16 protein-coding genes are annotated in these 16,015 nt (G+C 61.2%); 5 read left to right on the forward strand and 11 right to left on the reverse strand.

Annotated elements, in window-relative coordinates; translation table 11 throughout:
- Positions 1 to 315 precede the first annotated feature (315 nt).
- The 11 genes from ACS4RR_RS22175 to ACS4RR_RS22225 all read right to left on the reverse strand — a co-directional run bounded on the left by ACS4RR_RS22175 (position 316) and on the right by ACS4RR_RS22225 (position 11,829).
- Entirely contained in the window at positions 316 to 804 is a 489-nt protein-coding gene (locus ACS4RR_RS22175) for a F0F1 ATP synthase subunit B (RefSeq protein ID WP_456189407.1), read from the reverse strand.
- Between the two features lie 3 nt (positions 805 to 807).
- Positions 808 to 1,431, reverse strand: coding sequence for a F0F1 ATP synthase subunit B (locus tag ACS4RR_RS22180; protein ID WP_260110214.1), 624 nt, complete (start codon positions 1,429 to 1,431; stop codon positions 808 to 810).
- 77 nt (positions 1,432 to 1,508) lie between these two features.
- Complete coding sequence (locus tag ACS4RR_RS22185) at positions 1,509 to 1,736, reverse strand: F0F1 ATP synthase subunit C (RefSeq protein ID WP_003545854.1); 228 nt, start codon at positions 1,734 to 1,736, stop codon at positions 1,509 to 1,511.
- Between the two features lie 67 nt (positions 1,737 to 1,803).
- Positions 1,804 to 2,556 (reverse strand): F0F1 ATP synthase subunit A, encoded by a 753-nt coding sequence (locus tag ACS4RR_RS22190; protein WP_260297914.1) that lies wholly within the window; start codon positions 2,554 to 2,556, stop codon positions 1,804 to 1,806.
- A gap of 36 nt (positions 2,557 to 2,592) precedes the next feature.
- Positions 2,593 to 2,952, reverse strand: coding sequence for an AtpZ/AtpI family protein (locus ACS4RR_RS22195; RefSeq protein ID WP_456189408.1), 360 nt, complete (start codon positions 2,950 to 2,952; stop codon positions 2,593 to 2,595).
- Between the two features lie 271 nt (positions 2,953 to 3,223).
- Positions 3,224 to 4,417 carry a cell wall hydrolase gene (locus tag ACS4RR_RS22200; RefSeq protein WP_456189409.1) on the reverse strand — a complete coding sequence of 398 codons (1,194 nt, stop codon included), beginning with the start codon at positions 4,415 to 4,417 and terminating at the stop codon, positions 3,224 to 3,226.
- A 430-nt stretch (positions 4,418 to 4,847) separates the two neighbouring features.
- The gene (locus ACS4RR_RS22205; protein WP_170256184.1) at positions 4,848 to 6,746 is read right to left on the reverse strand and encodes a potassium transporter Kup; all 1,899 of its coding nucleotides are present in this window, start codon (positions 6,744 to 6,746) and stop codon (positions 4,848 to 4,850) included.
- An 18-nt stretch (positions 6,747 to 6,764) separates the two neighbouring features.
- On the reverse strand, positions 6,765 to 7,742 hold the full coding sequence (locus ACS4RR_RS22210) for a magnesium transporter CorA family protein (protein ID WP_311202829.1): 978 nt from the start codon (positions 7,740 to 7,742) through the stop codon (positions 6,765 to 6,767).
- A gap of 501 nt (positions 7,743 to 8,243) precedes the next feature.
- Positions 8,244 to 9,410 (reverse strand): Mrp/NBP35 family ATP-binding protein, encoded by a 1,167-nt coding sequence (locus tag ACS4RR_RS22215; RefSeq protein ID WP_456189410.1) that lies wholly within the window; start codon positions 9,408 to 9,410, stop codon positions 8,244 to 8,246.
- Positions 9,411 to 10,043: 633 nt separating this feature from the next.
- Entirely contained in the window at positions 10,044 to 10,778 is a 735-nt protein-coding gene (locus ACS4RR_RS22220; protein WP_162118897.1) for a LuxR family transcriptional regulator, read from the reverse strand.
- Positions 10,779 to 11,031: 253 nt separating this feature from the next.
- Positions 11,032 to 11,829 (reverse strand): IclR family transcriptional regulator, encoded by a 798-nt coding sequence (locus ACS4RR_RS22225; protein WP_162118896.1) that lies wholly within the window; start codon positions 11,827 to 11,829, stop codon positions 11,032 to 11,034.
- A 108-nt stretch (positions 11,830 to 11,937) separates the two neighbouring features.
- Between ACS4RR_RS22225 and ACS4RR_RS22230 the strand changes: the two genes are divergently transcribed.
- The 5 genes from ACS4RR_RS22230 to ACS4RR_RS22250 all read left to right on the forward strand — a co-directional run bounded on the left by ACS4RR_RS22230 (position 11,938) and on the right by ACS4RR_RS22250 (position 15,979).
- Positions 11,938 to 12,696, forward strand: a complete 759-nt coding sequence (locus tag ACS4RR_RS22230; RefSeq protein WP_456190168.1) for an SDR family NAD(P)-dependent oxidoreductase — start codon at positions 11,938 to 11,940, stop codon at positions 12,694 to 12,696.
- Positions 12,696 to 13,613 (forward strand): 2-dehydro-3-deoxygalactonokinase, encoded by a 918-nt coding sequence (locus tag ACS4RR_RS22235; protein WP_162118895.1) that lies wholly within the window; start codon positions 12,696 to 12,698, stop codon positions 13,611 to 13,613. The genes ACS4RR_RS22230 and ACS4RR_RS22235 overlap by 1 nt, the downstream gene beginning before the upstream one ends.
- A 13-nt stretch (positions 13,614 to 13,626) precedes the next feature.
- Positions 13,627 to 14,268, forward strand: a complete 642-nt coding sequence (locus ACS4RR_RS22240; protein WP_162118894.1) for a 2-dehydro-3-deoxy-6-phosphogalactonate aldolase — start codon at positions 13,627 to 13,629, stop codon at positions 14,266 to 14,268.
- On the forward strand, positions 14,265 to 15,152 hold the full coding sequence (locus tag ACS4RR_RS22245) for an SMP-30/gluconolactonase/LRE family protein (protein WP_017963008.1): 888 nt from the start codon (positions 14,265 to 14,267) through the stop codon (positions 15,150 to 15,152). Before ACS4RR_RS22240 ends, ACS4RR_RS22245 begins: the two co-directional genes overlap by 4 nt.
- Positions 15,153 to 15,373: 221 nt before the next feature.
- Positions 15,374 to 15,979 carry a PRC-barrel domain-containing protein gene (locus ACS4RR_RS22250; protein ID WP_456189411.1) on the forward strand — a complete coding sequence of 202 codons (606 nt, stop codon included), beginning with the start codon at positions 15,374 to 15,376 and terminating at the stop codon, positions 15,977 to 15,979.
- Positions 15,980 to 16,015 lie beyond the last annotated feature (36 nt).

Below are 16,015 nucleotides of genomic sequence, written 5' to 3' on the forward strand. Positions count from 1 at the left end.
GCAACGCCATGTGTCCCAGCGCGCGCATCGGCATTGTAGGAAAGATCGGATTCGCGGCCCCCTCATCCGCCCTACGGGCACCTTCTCCCCGCTGGGGAGAAGAGGGAATCGAGACGTTGTGGCATGTCCCTTCGCCCTGTTTACAACGGTTCGAAGACGGCTCGAGAAACGTGATTCGACCCAGGCGAAGGTGGCGATGCCGGTTCAACGGTACCGCATTGTCCTCGGCCCCAAGCCGAGTAAAGACCAAGCCTTGCCAGCAAAAGAAGAGGCCGGGACATGCCCGGCCTTCCTCTCAATCTTTTTCAAAGTTGCTTAGTTCAGCCGCGTCTTGACCTGGCCGACGGCGTCGCCGAAGAGCTCGGACTGAACCTTGACGTCGGCCCTTTTGGAAAGCACGGTTTCGGCGGCCGCGATTGCGAGATCGACGGCGGCGGAGCGCACCGCCTTCATCGCCTCGACCTCGGCCTGCTTGATCTTCTGCTCGGACAGCGCCGTGCGGTTGGCGACGAATTCTTCCGTCTTCTTCTTCGCTTCGGCAGTCAGCATTTCGGCTTCGCGTTCGGCGGCGGCAACGATGTGGGCCGCTTCGGCTTCCGCTTCCTTGCGCTTGCGCTGGTATTCGGCGAGCAGGTGCTGGGCTTCCTCGCGCAGACGCTTGGCTTCGGCCAGATCGTTGCGGATCTGGTCGGCGCGGTCGTCGAGCGACTTCGCCATCATGCCCGGAACCTTCAGGTAGACGACCAGCGCCAGAAAGAGGACGAGGCCGACAAAGGCGAAGAAAGTCGCATCAAGAAATTCCATCGATCAAGCCTCCTTCTTGGCGGCCGCAACGGCGGCGGCGACATCGGCCTTGGCGACGGTGCCGCCGATCAGCTGATCGATAACGGCAGCGGCCGTTTCCTCGGCAATGGTGCCGACATCGGCGAAGGCCTTGGCCTTGATCTCGCCGATACGGAGCTCGGCAGCCTTGATCTTTTCCGACAGGCTTGCCTCGACGGCGCGGCGATCCTCTTCGGCCTTGGCCTTGGCAGCGTCGCGTGCGGCAGTGCCGATCGCATTGGACTTGGCACGGGCAGCGGCCAGTTCACCTTCATAGGTCCGAACGGCAGCGTCGGCCTCCGCCTTCAGGCGGCCTGCTTCTTCCACATCCTGGGAGAGGCGCGTGTGACGCTGATCGAGAATCGCCCCGATGCGCGGCGCGATGACCTTTTGCATGAGCAAATAGAAGACGCCGAACGTGATCACCAGCCAGAGCAGCTGGGACGCGTAGGTCGTCGAATCGAAAGGCGGGAAGGGGCCGCGGGCGTGTCCGCCTTCGGCAACACCAGTCTCGGTATGGACCTCGCCTGCGGCCGGAGCGGCATGCGCATCCGTACCCGTCGCTGCCGCCGGTGCTTCCTCAGCGTAAGCCGGGGTCACAAAAAACATGCTCACCTCCAGGTGGACTGCAAATGCAAAGGATCACGGCTTGCGATCGCAGGCCGTGATCCATCTATTCGCCGATATCAGACGGCGAAGAGGAGGAGGAGAGCGACGAGCAGCGAGAAGATGCCCAGAGCTTCCGTAACGGCGAAGCCGAATACCAGACGGCCGAACTGGCTGTCAGCGGCAGACGGATTGCGCAGAGCGCCGGAGAGGTAGCTGCCGAAAATATTGCCGAGGCCGAGAGCCGTACCGGCCATACCAAAGCAAGCCAGGCCTGCACCGATGTACTTTGCTGCTTCCGCTTCCATGTTGAACTCCTTTGAAATGGTTGTTGCGGCGAATGACTGACGCCCTTTGACGTCGATGTCGTTATCCTTAGTGCCCGCCCGGATGGATCGCGTCATTGAGGTACATGCAAGTCAGCACCGCAAAGACGTAAGCCTGGAGGAAGGCGACGAGGAACTCGAGACCGGTCAGGGCGACGGTCATGATGAGAGGAAGAACGGCGCCACCGACACCGACAGCACCGAGGGCTCCAAGCGAGGCGACGAAGCCTGCGAACACCTTCAGCGTGATGTGACCGGCGAGCATGTTGGCGAAAAGACGAACCGAGAGCGAAATCGGTCGCGACAGGAAGGAGATGATTTCGATCGTGACGACCAGCGGCAGCAGAATGCCCGGTACGCCCGAGGGCACAAAGACATTCAGAAACTTGAAGCCGTGCTTGTAGAAACCGTAGACGAGAACCGTGCCGATGACGAGGAGCGCCAGCGCGGCGGTAACGATGATCTGGCTCGTCACCGTGAAGAAATACGGGAACATGCCGAGCAGGTTGGCCGTCAGCACGAACATGAAGAGCGAAAAGACCAGGGGGAAAAACTGCAGTCCCTGCTTGCCCGCGCCTTCCGTCAGCATTTTGGCGATGAATTCATAGAAAATTTCCGCGATCGACTGTGAACGGCCCGGCACAATGGCGCGGTTCGAGGTCGCGAAATAAAGGAAACCTGCGGCGATGGCAGCCGAAGCGGCCATGAAGAGCGATGCATTGGTAAACGAAAAATCAATTCCGCCGATTTCGATCGGCACAATCTTCTGGATCAGGAACTGATGAGTCGGATCGCTAGACACCGCTTGTTCTCTCTCTTTGGCCCGCAGAACGCGGGGTCATTGCACTGGACCGGACCCGGTCCTTATTTCTTGTCGGTCGTCCAGGGGATGGGCCACCACCCCCGCAGAACGCAGCACGTTCAGAACGCCGGCACAAAATCCGAGAAGCAGAAGAACAATCAAACCCCAAGGCGCCGTGCCAACAAAACGGTCGAGGACATAGCCAAGGACGGCACCGACGACGATTGCGGAAATGAACTCGCTGGAAAGCTTCATCGCCTGGGCATAACCTTTGCGGCTTACCTCGGCACGGGCTTCCCTGGCCTCGTCCTCTCCCGTCTCGACGCGTTTGGTCGCGAGTTTCGCTTCCAATTGCGCACGGCGCTTCTCAAGACTTTCCTCGCGGTCATCCGCCATGGATCTATCCTCGCATGCCCGTCGCCCGCACTCCCGCTACCCCGGTCATTCGGACCCCGGACGCGAAGGTTGAGACCCTTCCGGCCCGTTCTGAAGTCGCGCGCAACATAGTTTTAGGGATTAGCATAGTCAAGGCGTAGACAGCTTCTGTCCAGCGAGAAAATAATTCCATCAAATCAAAGAGATAAATCGACTCTGGGTCGACCGCGCAAATTCGACGGAAAGAATCCGCTTTTCCGGGCCGGAAATCGGCTTGCCCAAGCGATTTATCTCAGCTCCAGCCGCCGCCATAGGTGCGATAGAAGACATGAAGTCCGATGCGGCCGACCTTTTCCATGGTCTTTGCCCATTTCGGTCTGACATAGACGGCATGATAGTGCGTCGCCGAGCCCACCTGCGGCAGCCAGATCTTGCCTGATGTCACCGCCATCGCAACGTCGCGGGCGACTCGCCAGTGATATTCCGAGTTCACCCTGTCCTTGATGCTGTCGCAGGCGAAGGAAAACTGGCAGCGGTTGCGCCAATCCTCGTTCTGATAGACGACGCCGCAAATGGTTTTCGGATAGGACGGGTTGCGGACGCGGTTGAGGATGACCTGGGCGACGGCCGCCTGACCCTTCACCGATTCTCCGCGCGCCTCGAAATAGATACCGGAGGCAAGGCATTGCTGTTCGCGGGCGGAAAAGACGCTCGGCGACAATATGCTGGCGGCCCAGGCATGGTCGCGCGGACCGATCTCCGGAACGAAGCGGCCGCTGTCCTGATCGGTCAGGATCGAATCGAAGGGCGACTGGCGGGAATAGTCGGGTGCCGCCGGCCCATAGGCGGTGGCCAGTACATCGGCCTTGTTGCTGGTGACGAGGCTTGCGAGCATGGCGGGCACGCCGATATCGGTCACAACAGGCTGCGTCTTATAGAAAGATGTGGCGATCTCGATTTCCTTGCCCTGGATCTTCGGCTTGATGAAAGCCGAGCGGTCCTTGAGATCGAAGCTCGGGGTGAAGAGCATTCTGGTGCGCTCAAGGATCGAGCCGGCGGAAAAATCCTTCGGCGGCTGCATCTGCTCGACGGCGACGACCCGGCCTTTCTTAACGCTGCGGTTGACGCGATCCTCGTCCGGCGTATCCTCGCGGCCCCTATCCTTGGCAGTGCCCTTGTCCTTGGCGGTGAAAGCGACCTTGCGGCCATCGGGCAGCACCATGCCGGCACCGGCAGAGATCGAACCCGTCACCATCGGCTCGGCGAAGGCGAGTTCGGCCTGGTGGATGGAGCCGGCCGGCGAATTGGTCAGCACCATGCGCCAGTTCTCACCCTCATGATCGAGGCCGGAAAGCATGGCGGCGAGATCGGCATGGGATGCGACGCTCGGGAAAATCAGCCAGCCGGCGAGACCGAAGATTGCGGGCGACACCCAATTCTCGGGAATAAGACGCAGCTTGCTACGGGAAGGGCTCTTTCGACGCAACACGGACTCCGGCATGGAACGCGGGAACATTCCATTGAAAATCTCGCATTAACCTTGATGTCCGGTTAACGGGCTGTGCCGAAATATGACCGTGAAAACTTTTGGATGCTCTAATGTGGGGGATAATTTCGTGGGTTTGGGAACAGCGGTGCGGCACCTCCGGCCTCGATCCCAAGGGATGTCAATGATGAAGCAACAGCAACTTGGTCCAATCTCTCTTGCTCCGGCTACGGAGAAAGGGGACCAAGGCGCCACGACCGTCCTCTTCTCCCCAGCGGGGAGAAGTGCCGGAGCGATAGCGAGGCGATGAGGGGGTGAGCGGCAAAGCCGCGAATGCGCTGAACGCAAGCGAAGGGCAATGAATGGTGTACCGTGTGGCCCCCTTCCGACCCTGCGGGCCACCTTCTCCCCGCTGGGGAGAAGAGGGAGCTCAAATAATAACGTGCGAGCCGAGTTCCACCACGCGGTTCGCCGGCAGGCGGAAGTAGTCCGAAGGGTTGGCGGCGGCGTTGGCGAGCGCGATGTAAAGCCGGTCCTGCCAGTAGGGCATGCCCGACTTGGCGTCCGGCACCAGCTTGCGTCGGCCGAGATAGAAGGAGGTCGACATGATGTCGAACTTCAGGCCTGTCTTGCGCAGCGTCGCCAGGGCCTGCGAGACATTCTGCGATTCCATGAAGCCGAAGAGCAGTTCGACGCGGGAGAAGCGCTCGGAAATCTGCTCAACCCGGTAGCGGTCCTGGCTCGGGACGCGCGGTTTGTTGACCGTGCGGATCGTCAGGATGACGTTGCGGTCGTGAAGCACATGGTTGTGCTTGAGATTGTGCAGCAAGGCGGCGGGGGCCGATTCCGGATCGCTGGTCAGGAAGATCGCCGTGCCCGGGACCTGGGCCGGCGAATGTTCGCTCTTGCGCTCGATCGAGCTGACGAAGGAGGCGAGCGGAATATCGGTGTGGCGGGTCTTTTCCATCAGGATCGCCGTGCCGCGACGCCAGGTCCACATGACGACGGTAAAGGCCGTGGCGATCATGATCGGGATATAGCCGCCGTCGTGGATCTTCAAAAGGTTGGCGCCGAGGAAGATCATTTCGAGCACCACCAGCGGCGCGAGCGCGATCACCGCAACCGGAAGCGACCAGTTCCAGCGGGCGCGGACGAATTCGAAGGCCATGATCGAGGTGACGACCATGGCGCCGGTGACGGAGATACCGTAGGCGGTCGCCAGCGCGTCCGATGTTTTGAAACTCAGTACCAGGAAGATGACGCCGATGAACAGCACGGCGTTGACCGAAGGCACGAAGATCTGCCCGGTATTGGTTTCCGAGGTGAAGAGGATTTCCATGCGCGGCAGGAAGCCGAGGTTGATGCCTTGGCGCACCATCGAGAAGGCGCCGGTGATGACAGCCTGGCTGGCGATGATCGTCGCGGCGGTCGCCAGGATGACGACCGGCAGCAGCGCCCATTTCGGATACATCAGATAGAAGGGATCGGACATCGTCGCCGGATTGCCGAGAACCAGCGCCCCCTGCCCGAGATAGTTCAGCGTCAGCGACGGGAATACCAGCAGGAACCAGGCCCACTGGATCGGACGACGGCCGAAATGGCCGAGATCGGCGTAGAGCGCCTCGGCGCCCGTCACCGTCAGGAAGACGGCGCCAAGTACGACGACGCCGTAGAAGCCCTCATGCAGCAGGAAGCTGACGGCATAATAGGGATTGAAGGCGGCAAGGATGCCGTAATCGTCCGAGATATGAGAAATGCCGGCGGCGGCCATGACTAGGAACCAGACGGCGGTGATCGGGCCGAAGAACCTTGCAACGGCACCGGTGCCGCGCGATTGCACGATGAAAAGCAGCGCCAGGATCACCACCGAGATCGGCACGATATATTCCGCGAGGCTGGGTGTGACGAGCTTCAGGCCTTCGACGGCAGACAGCACCGATAGAGCCGGCGTGATCATCGCATCGCCGAGAAAGAGGGCAGCACCCATCAGGCCGAGCAGCATCAGGATCGCGGTATGGCCGTTGGCGGTCTTCATCAGCAGGGCAAGCAGCGACAACGTGCCGCCCTCGCCGTCGTTGTCGGCGCGCAGCAGGAAGAGCACATATTTGATGGTGACGATGATCGTCAGCGCCCAGATCATCAGCGAGATCAGGCTGATGACTTCAAAACGGGTGACGCCATCATGGGCCACCGGCTTCAGCGCCTCGCGAAAGGCATAGAGCGGGCTGGTGCCGATATCGCCGTAGACGACACCGACGGAACCCAACGCGAGATAGAACAGCTTTTTCGGCGTCATATGGCTTTCGTTCGGATGGCTCTCTTCGGACATGAAGTTGCATCAGGCTCCTCAGAGCCAGCCTTTCCAGCGGAAAAAGAAAAAGGGGATGACGGCTGAAATCACCATCAAGGCCAGCGAATAGGGATAACCCGCGGCCCAGGTCAACTCCGGCATGACCTGAAAGTTCATACCATAGATGGAGGCGACCAATGTCGGCGGCAAGAACACCACCGAGGCAATCGAGAAAATCTTGATGATCGAGTTCTGCTCGATGTTGATCAGCCCGAGCGAAGCATCGAGCAGGAAGGTGATGTTGCCTGCGACGAAGGAAGCATGCTCCGACAGCGACTGGACATCGCGCGAGACGGTGCGGCAGAGCTCCTTCGCCTCGCGGTCCTGCTGGATCGCCGGGATCGTGTGAAAGAACGTCAGCAGGCGAGTAAGCGACCCGAGACTGTCGCGCACCTTGCTGATCATCCGGTGATGGCCGGCAATATCGCGCAACTTCTCCTCGAGGTAGTTCGAGGGCTTGCGCACCTTCCTTGCCCGATCGCCGAAGACATGCGTCGAGAGGATGTCGATACGGGAGATGGAGATTTCGAGGATTTCGGCGGTGCGGTCGACGATCGTCTCCAAGAGCTTGGCGAGAAGGGCAGCGCCGCTGCGCCAGTTTTCCGGCAGCCGGTGGAGGGCAGCGATGAACAGCGCAAAGGATTTGGGATGGGCGTAGCGAATGGTGACCAGGCGATTTCCAGCCAGGATGAAGGCGACATCGGTCAGCGTCGGCACGTCGGTGTCAGCCTTCCAGAGCAGCGAAGCGGTCATGAAGACGGCGTCGTTTTCGACATAAAGACGGGCGGAAGGCTCGATATCCTTGAGATCGTCGCGAGTCGGGACCTCGATGCCGAGAACCTTCTCGACATAGAGTTCCTCGTCGCGGGTCGGCTCGATCATGTCGATCCATACGACATCCTCGGGAAAGGAGGCGGCATGCGACAGATCGCGGATCTCGACCGACTTGCAATTGGAACAGTAAGCGGTAATCACCGGTAGTCTCTCCGGCTGCATCCAACCTCAAAGGCCGGCATGCGCATTGTGCTCAACTGCATCGCAGTTCCCAATCCTTCGATCGACAAGACAACTCCGAACTTGCAGGCGGGCCGAACCCTTCGAAACGGGGACGGCCGTCATTGAGCATCTGCAGCAAAACGCCATCATGGCGCCGCGGCATATGAAGCAAAGCCGTGAAATAATCAAGACATCTTCCGTGAAGCGCGGCTTTTCACCACGTTTCCCCCACAATTTGGGGTATCCGCTGCGGTGATTCGGCTCGCTAAAGCACCTCGCGTCGAACCCGATTCATGCGACGCGCGCCAGCTCTTTGTCTTATGCATGCCGTTGTCCCGGAACCGCTTCACTTCCGGGCGGCATGCATTTTGTCTTATGCATGCCGTTATCCCGGAACCGCTGCACACTTCCGGGCGGCATGCATTTTGTCTTATGCATGCCGTCATCCCGGAACCGCTGCACACTTCCGGGCGGCATGCATTATTCGAAGACGATCGCCGGCGCCGGGCGCTGGGACTGGCCGGCGAGCTGCTCCCAGACCTTGGCGGCGATACCGCGATAGATGCCGGCGACGATGCCGTTCGGCTCGGAGGCGACGAGCGGCGTGCCGGCGTCGGAGGTTTCGCGGATGTTCATCGTCAGCGGCACTTCGCCGAGGAAGGGAACGCCGATGCGCTCGGCCTCCCTGCGGGCGCCGCCATGGCCGAAGATGTCGTAGCGGGTGCCGGTATCAGGGGCGATGAAGTAGCTCATATTCTCGACGATGCCGAGCACAGGCACCTCGACCTTGCGGAACATGTTGAGGCCCTTGCGGGCATCGATCAGAGCGAGATCCTGCGGTGTGGAGACGATGACCGCACCGGCAAGCGGCACCTGCTGGGCCATGGTCAGCTGCGCGTCGCCGGTGCCGGGCGGCATGTCGACGACGAGGACGTCGAGCTCGCCCCAGGCGACTTCGCGCAGCATCTGCAACAACGCCGACTGCACCATCGGCCCGCGCCAGATCATCGCCGTCTCCTCGTCGACAAGGAAGCCCATCGACATGACCTTGAGGCCATAATTCTCCATCGGATTGATGATGCGGCCGTCGATCTGCGTCGGGCGGCCCGATATCTTCAGCAGGCGCGGCATCGAGGGACCGTAGATGTCTGCATCGAGAATGCCGACGCGAAGACCGTTGGCGAGCAGGCCGAGTGCGAGATTGACGGCGGTGGTCGACTTACCGACCCCACCCTTGCCCGAGGCGACCGCGATGATGGCGCCGATGCCGGGCACACCGATCTTGCCGGCGCGCGGCGGTTGTTGAGGAGCGTGAGCATGGCTCCCATGATCGTGCCCGGCATGACCGTGAGGCGGGTTCGCCGCAGGGCGGGCAGCCGGAGCGGCGGCGGCGGCCTTCTTGTCCGCCGTCAGTGTGACGAGAGCACCCTTGACGCCTGGCATTTCCTTGATGACGCGCTCGGCGGCGAGCCGCATCGGCTCCAGCTCCTTGGCGCGATCGGCCGGGACGGTGATGGAGAAATAAACCTTGCCGTCGGAGATGAAGACGTCGGAGACCATGCCGAGCTCGACGATATCGTGCTCGAGATCCGGTCCACGCACGGTCTTCAGCGTTTCGAGAACCTGTTCCTTGGTGACGTCGGCCATTTCACCCTCAATGCTTCTTGCAGACTACAGCGTCGCGCGTCTCTCAAGACGCGCAAAGGACGCTGTAGCACTTGAATTGCTGCATGACTCAGCCCAATCAATTCCGATTGGGCTAAGTCATGCAGTAGAAATAGTGGAGACCGAAGCCTTCGCCAAACAAAATCATCGGGAGGAAAATCCGGCGGGCCAAAAGAACGCCGGGGAGAATTGGCAGTCCGTTGCGGCCATCAAGTCCGCCGGGCTTTCGCCCTGATGGCCGCAACGGTCTCCCCTAGAACCGGCGCAATCCGGGGCGAACTAGCGCAAGCCGAAAAAAAGACCAGCGAAAAGTGAACAAGGAAGATGAAATCGCCAACAGCTGCGAAAGAAGCGGTGCCAAAACGCAACAACCGCCGCCGACGCCGAAGGGCCGGGAGAAAAGCGGCATCGGCGTCGGGCAGCGGTGTGTCGGCCGCGCCATTTCCTGGCGCTGGTCTCAAAGTCCCCTCTGGACCTCTCGCCGAAGAGATGCAGAAAGCGTGCCAGATGAAAAATCAGGGAAAAGAGCGCAAAAGCGCTTGCGGCAGCCCCTCAGCGGGAAAGGTATGCCTACGCGCTGGGCGGCTCGGAAAGCAGTCGGTTGTTTTTTGCAACTTATTTGATCAGGCCGATGCGCAGCGCCTTGGCGACGGCCTGGGTGCGGTTGACCGTGTCGAGCTTCTTGGTGGCGCGGTTGAGGTAGTGATTGACCGTGTGCTCGGAGAGGGTGAGGATTTCGGCGATTTCAGCACTGGTCTTGCCGGCTGCCGTCCAGTTGAGGCAATCGATCTCGCGGTCGGTCAGCGTGTCCGTCATGCGCGTATCGAGGTTGCGGATCTCCCCAAGCCTGTCGAAGACGTGGATGGCGATGTAGCACAGCTCGCGCATCTCGGCCGGATTGAAGGGCTCGCGGTCGCCGGCGAAAGAGACGGCGCCGCGCAGGCCGGAAGGATCATGCGTCGGGAAATAGGCGCAGCGCATCATCTTGAAACGTTCGAACAGCGAGGCAACGAGAATGGACTTGCCGTCGTCCCGCGACCAGTTCTGACGCGACATGTCGTAGAAAAAGGGTCGCGCGGATGTTCTGAGGCGCCTCAGAACCGGACTGTTCACCATCAGGCCTTCCTGGTCGTAGAGAGCCAGAAGCTCGGCCGGCCAGCTGGTAATGACGGTGCTGCCCTGAAGATCGAGGGAGGTGATCGGCGGCAGGTTGAGGACCATGAAGGCACGGCTGCGATAGGCTTCCGTCACCCGTTTCATGAAACGAAAAATATCGAACTGGGTCTTCAGGCCCGCAATTTCCTGAACATAATCGTCTTCTTCCGTGGATGTTTGCGACAAGGGTGCCATCACATTTCTTCATCTTCGGCACAGCGGCCGGCAAACCGTTTGCGAAACCTGCCCGCTAGGGGTGTTTCAATTGCATCGGGGAACGACGATCGCTTGTGGAATCGGCTTCAGCGTTGAGCGTTCAGCCGATGACTGGTTGTAGATTTCGCGGACCGTTCTAGTTGTGGTGATTCGTCGGCAAATCTCAATATCGCGCTCATCATAAGCATGCTCTGCGATCGCGTCCGGCAGCGGGCCGATTGTGATTTTTCCCTCAGCGGCGCGGACCGAGACGAACGCGCATGCCTTCCATGATCCTCCCAGCCGCCAGTCGAACCGGAACGGCCCACTGGTGCAGAAGTTCCATCGACAACCGATAGGCCGGGCCGGTAATCGAAATGCCACCCATAAAGGTCCGATCCTCCGACCAGACGGGTGCGGCAACGCAGCGGATGCCGGCCTCATGCTCCTCACGGTCGAAGGCATAGCCCTGATCGGCAATCTCGCGGATTTCCGCAAGCAGCGTTTCGGCTGAGACATGGGTCGAGGCGGTAAAGCTGGTGAAGCTCAAGCCGGCGACGAGATTGGCAAGGCCTTCGGCCGGCAGCAGCGACAAGGCGGCCTTGCCGACGCCGGTGCAATAACAGGGCGAGGCATTGCCGATCTGCGAATACATGCGCACAGGCTGACGGCCTTCGACCTTATCGAGATAGATGATCGACTGTCCGCGGAGAACGCCGAGATGCACCGTCTCGCCGGTCGCCCGCTGCAGATCGGCGAGGTGCGGCTCGGCGATCAAGCGGAATTCGTTGCGCGCCCAGCTGCGCGCGGCGAAATCGAGCAGGCGCAGGCCTGGCGCATAGCGGCCGTCACCATCGAGCTCGATCAGCCCTTCCTCCACCAGGTGGCTCAGCTGGCGATGCAGCGTGCCGCGCGGCTGGCCGGCGAGAGCCAGGATATCGGTGAAACGCAACGGGGCGTCGGCATGGGTGACGAGATCGAGCAGAACCATCAGTTTGCCGAGCGTGCCGGTCTCGCGTGCCTGTGCTGCGCCGTCGCCGTTCGAATTCATCGCGTCACTCACCCTTGACAGAAAGGGCACTGTAATTCGATAATTCCATATAGTCAAATTAAGTTCCAAATAATGGAACAACGATAAGGTCGGGAGGCGACGGTGACCATGATGCCAGCAGCACAATTTCCCGAGTTCAAAAACCGAACCGTGCTGGTGACCGGCGGCGGATCAGGCATCGGTGCTGCGATCGTCGAAGGTTTCGCGCGCCAAGGCGCCAAGATCGATATCGCCGAGGCCGCCGGCCGCGAGCTCGCCGAAAGGCTGTCGCGGGAGACCACGCATCCGGTCTCCTTTCACCATGCCGACCTGCGCGACATCGAGGCGATCCGGCGCACGGTCGATACCGTCATTACCAGGTCAGGGCCGATCCGCGTGCTGGTCAACAATGCCGCCTGGGACGACCGCCATGAATTTGACGCGGTCACCGAGGCCTATTGGGACAATAACCAGGCGGTCAACCTCAAGCATGTGTTCTTCACCTCGCAGGCAGTCGTGCCGTCGATGCGGACGGCCGGCGGCGGGGCGATCATCAATATGTCGTCAATCGCCTTCAAGCTGAACATGGGTGGTTTTCCCGCCTATGCGGCCGCCAAGGCAGCGGTCGTCGGACTGACGAAGAGCCTGGCGGGCAGGCTCGGGCCGGAGAATATCCGGGTCAATTGCATCCTGCCCGGCATGGTGGTCACCGAGCGGCAGATGCAGCACTGGCTCACCGAGGAGAGCATTGCGCGCTCGATTGAGGATCAGTGCCTGAAAGTCGCGCTCAAACCCGATGCGATCGTCGGTCCCTGCCTGTTTCTTGCATCCGACTGTGCGGCTGGAATGACCGCCCAGTCCCTGATTGTCGATGGAGGCGTTCTGTAATGGCAAATCCCGCTTATGTCGCGGTGGACTGGGGCACCAGCAGCTTTCGGCTCTGGCTGATCGACAGAGACGGCACCGTCCTTGCCGAACGTCGCAGCGGCGAAGGCATGACGAGCGCGGCAAAGACCGGCTTTTCCGCGGTGCTTGCCAGCCATCTCACCGCCATCGAGGCGCCGGAAAACCTGCCGGTGATCGTCTGCGGCATGGCCGGCGCCAGGCAGGGCTGGGTTGAGGCCGGTTATATCGACGTGCCGGCGCCGCTCGTCTCGATCCTGACCGGGGCGGTCTCCGTGCCAGGCGAAAGCCGCGACATCCGCATCCTGCCGGGCCTTGCCCAGCGGGACATGGCGAGGCCCGACGTCATGCGCGGTGAGGAAACCCAGCTTCTCGGCGCGCTCGGCCGCGCAAGCTCGGGGGCGCAGGCGGTCTGTATGCCCGGCACGCATTCGAAATGGGTGCATGTGACGGACGCCAAGGTCACCGGCTTTTCGACCTTCATGACCGGCGAGCTTTTCGACGTCGTCAGCAAACACACGATCCTTTCGCACGCCGTTGCCGGCGCGGGAGAGCGGCAGGCGGATGCGGCAGCCTTCGAGGCGGCGGTCTCGGCCGCTTTTACGCGCCCGGCCCTTGCCTCCAACCTGCTGTTCACCGCCCGCTCGGGCCAGCTCCTTCACGGCATATCAGCCGCTGCCGCGCAAGCCCGGCTTTCCGGCACGCTGATCGGCCTCGAGATCGCCGGGGCGCTGCAGGATGCGGCAAACGGCACCGACATCACCCTCGTCGCCTCCGGGCGGCTGCAGGCACTTTACGAACAGGCCTTCAGAACCCTCTCCCTTGCCTTCACCGCCATCGACGCCGACGCCGCCGTGCGCCGCGGGCTTTCGGCTGCCGCCGAATCCATCTGGCCGAATTGAGAAAGCTGACACGATGAACCGCATCCCCTTCCCCGATATGAAGCGCCCGCTGATCGCCATCCTTCGCGGCATCCGGCCTGACGAGACCGAAAGCGTCGTCGGTGCTCTGATCGAAAATGGCCTGACGGCGATCGAGATTCCGCTCAACTCGCCGGAACCGTTCAAGTCCATCGAGATCGCCGCAAAGATGGCGCCGGCCGAGGTGCTGATCGGCGCCGGCACGGTGTTGACCGTCGAGGCGGTCGACAGCCTGCATGCGGCCGGCGGCAAGCTGCTCGTCACCCCGAATGTCGAGCCTGAGGTGATCATCCGGGCGCGCGAATATGGCATGGTGACGATGCCGGGTGTCTTTACGCCGACCGAGGCGCTGGCGGCAGCGCGCGCCGGGGCCACCGGTCTCAAATTCTTTCCGGCAAGCGTGCTCGGCCCTTCCGGCATCACGGCGATCCGGGCAATCCTGCCGGCTGAGCTGATGATTGCCGCCGTCGGCGGTGTGTCGGACAAGAATTTCGGCGATTATACCAAGGCCGGCATCTTCTCCTTCGGCCTCGGCACCAGCATCTACAAGCCAGGAATGACCGCATCAGAGGTTGCCGAGCGCGCCAAGGCGACCATTTACGCCTATGATGCAGCCATTGGGAGCGTGAACGTATGACCGATATTTATGAGTTCGAGGGCAAAACACTTTGCAATACCAATTCCGTTCTCGGTGAAGGCCCGACCTATGATCCGGACAGCAATACCGTCTGGTGGTTCAACATCCTCGGCAAGGAACTGCACGAGCTCAATCTTTCGACGGGCGCGAAAAAGGTGCATCCGCTGCCTGTGATGGCGAGCGTGCTTGCACGCATCGACGCAGCGCGGCAGCTGATCGCGACGGAAGAAGGGCTTTTCGTGCGCGACGTGGCAAGCGGCAACCTCACCTTCTACGCCGCGCTCGAAAACGACAGGCCGGAAAACCGTTCGAACGACGGCCGCACGCATCCTTCCGGCGCGCTCTGGATCGGCACGATGAGCAAGCGGGCGGAAAACCAGGCCGGCGCCATCTATCATGTCGCCAGCGGCAAGGTGACGAAGATTTTCAACGGCATCAGCATCCCGAATTCGATCTGCTTCTCGCCTGACGGCACGATCGGCTATTACACGGATTCCCGCATCAACCGGCTGATGCGAGTCATGGTCGATCCGCTGACCGGCCTGCCCTCGGGCGAGCCTATCGTGCTGGTCGACAGCATGAACGAGCCCGGCGACATCGACGGCTCGGTGGTCGATGCCGACGGTTATATCTGGAATGCGCGCTGGGGTGCGGGTGTCGTCGACCGCTACAATCCCGATGGCCTGCGTATTTCGCGCTACAAGGTCCCCGCCGTCCAGCCTTCCTGCCCTGCCTTTATCGGCGTCAATGCCGACCGGCTTGCGGTAACGACCGCCTGGGAAGGGCTCGACGAGGATGCCCGTTCGGCCCAGCCCAGTGCCGGCGCGCTTCTGGAGCTCGGCATCGAGGTCAAGGGCGTGTTTGATCCCGTCTATGTGCTCTGAACACGGGGGGCCGAGGCCATCTGAGGCGCTCCCCGACCGGGGCGCCTTTTCTGGGTTTGGCGGCAGCTCCTCGATAAATGTTCCGTGAGAATCGAGAAATTTTCCGTGTTTTCAACCGGAACCAATCGGCCCACCACTCATTTTCCTTTCGAACCGGCGCTGCAATCAAACAGGCGTTGCCGGGTCAGTGATTACTCCAGGGAAATGAAAGTAGGTTCGAAATGACACGCAAACTCTTGACGACCGTTGCCGCTGGCGCACTGTTTGCCACGGCTTTCGCACCGGCGGCATTTTCGCAGGCGGCGCCGCAGCCAGCGAATCCCGCCGCTCCAACACAGGCAGCTCCGGCCAACCCGGCAGCACCTAAGCCGATGACGCCCGATGTCACCAAGCCCGCAGGCGATGCCGCACAGGCTCCGGCCGCAGCACCGACCGCAGACACAGCTCAGGTCGGCTATCTGACGGAGCAGGCTCCGGATCAGATCAGTGCCAACACCTATATCGGCCAGTCGGTCTATAACGCCAAGAATGAAAGCATCGGCAGCGTCAACGACCTGATCATGAAGAAGGACGGCGGCATTGTTGCTGCGATCGTTGGCGTCGGCGGCTTCCTCGGTATCGGCGAAAAGGATGTCGCCGTTCCGATGGAAAAGATCACCGTCGCGCAGAACACTCAGGACGGCAGCGTCAAGCTGACGACCAGCGAAACGGCTGAATCGCTGAAGGCCGCACCGGAGTTCAAGACGCTGGCAATGCAGTCGGCCGAAACGGCTCCGGCTGCGAACGGTACCGATACCACGGCGACCGGCTCGACCACGCCTAAATAATCCGTGCGCGGTAGTATAGCGTAGGCGATGGCGCTC

This window comes from Rhizobium zaerense (assembly GCF_051810725.1).
Lineage (GTDB): Bacteria > Pseudomonadota > Alphaproteobacteria > Rhizobiales > Rhizobiaceae > Rhizobium > Rhizobium leguminosarum_I.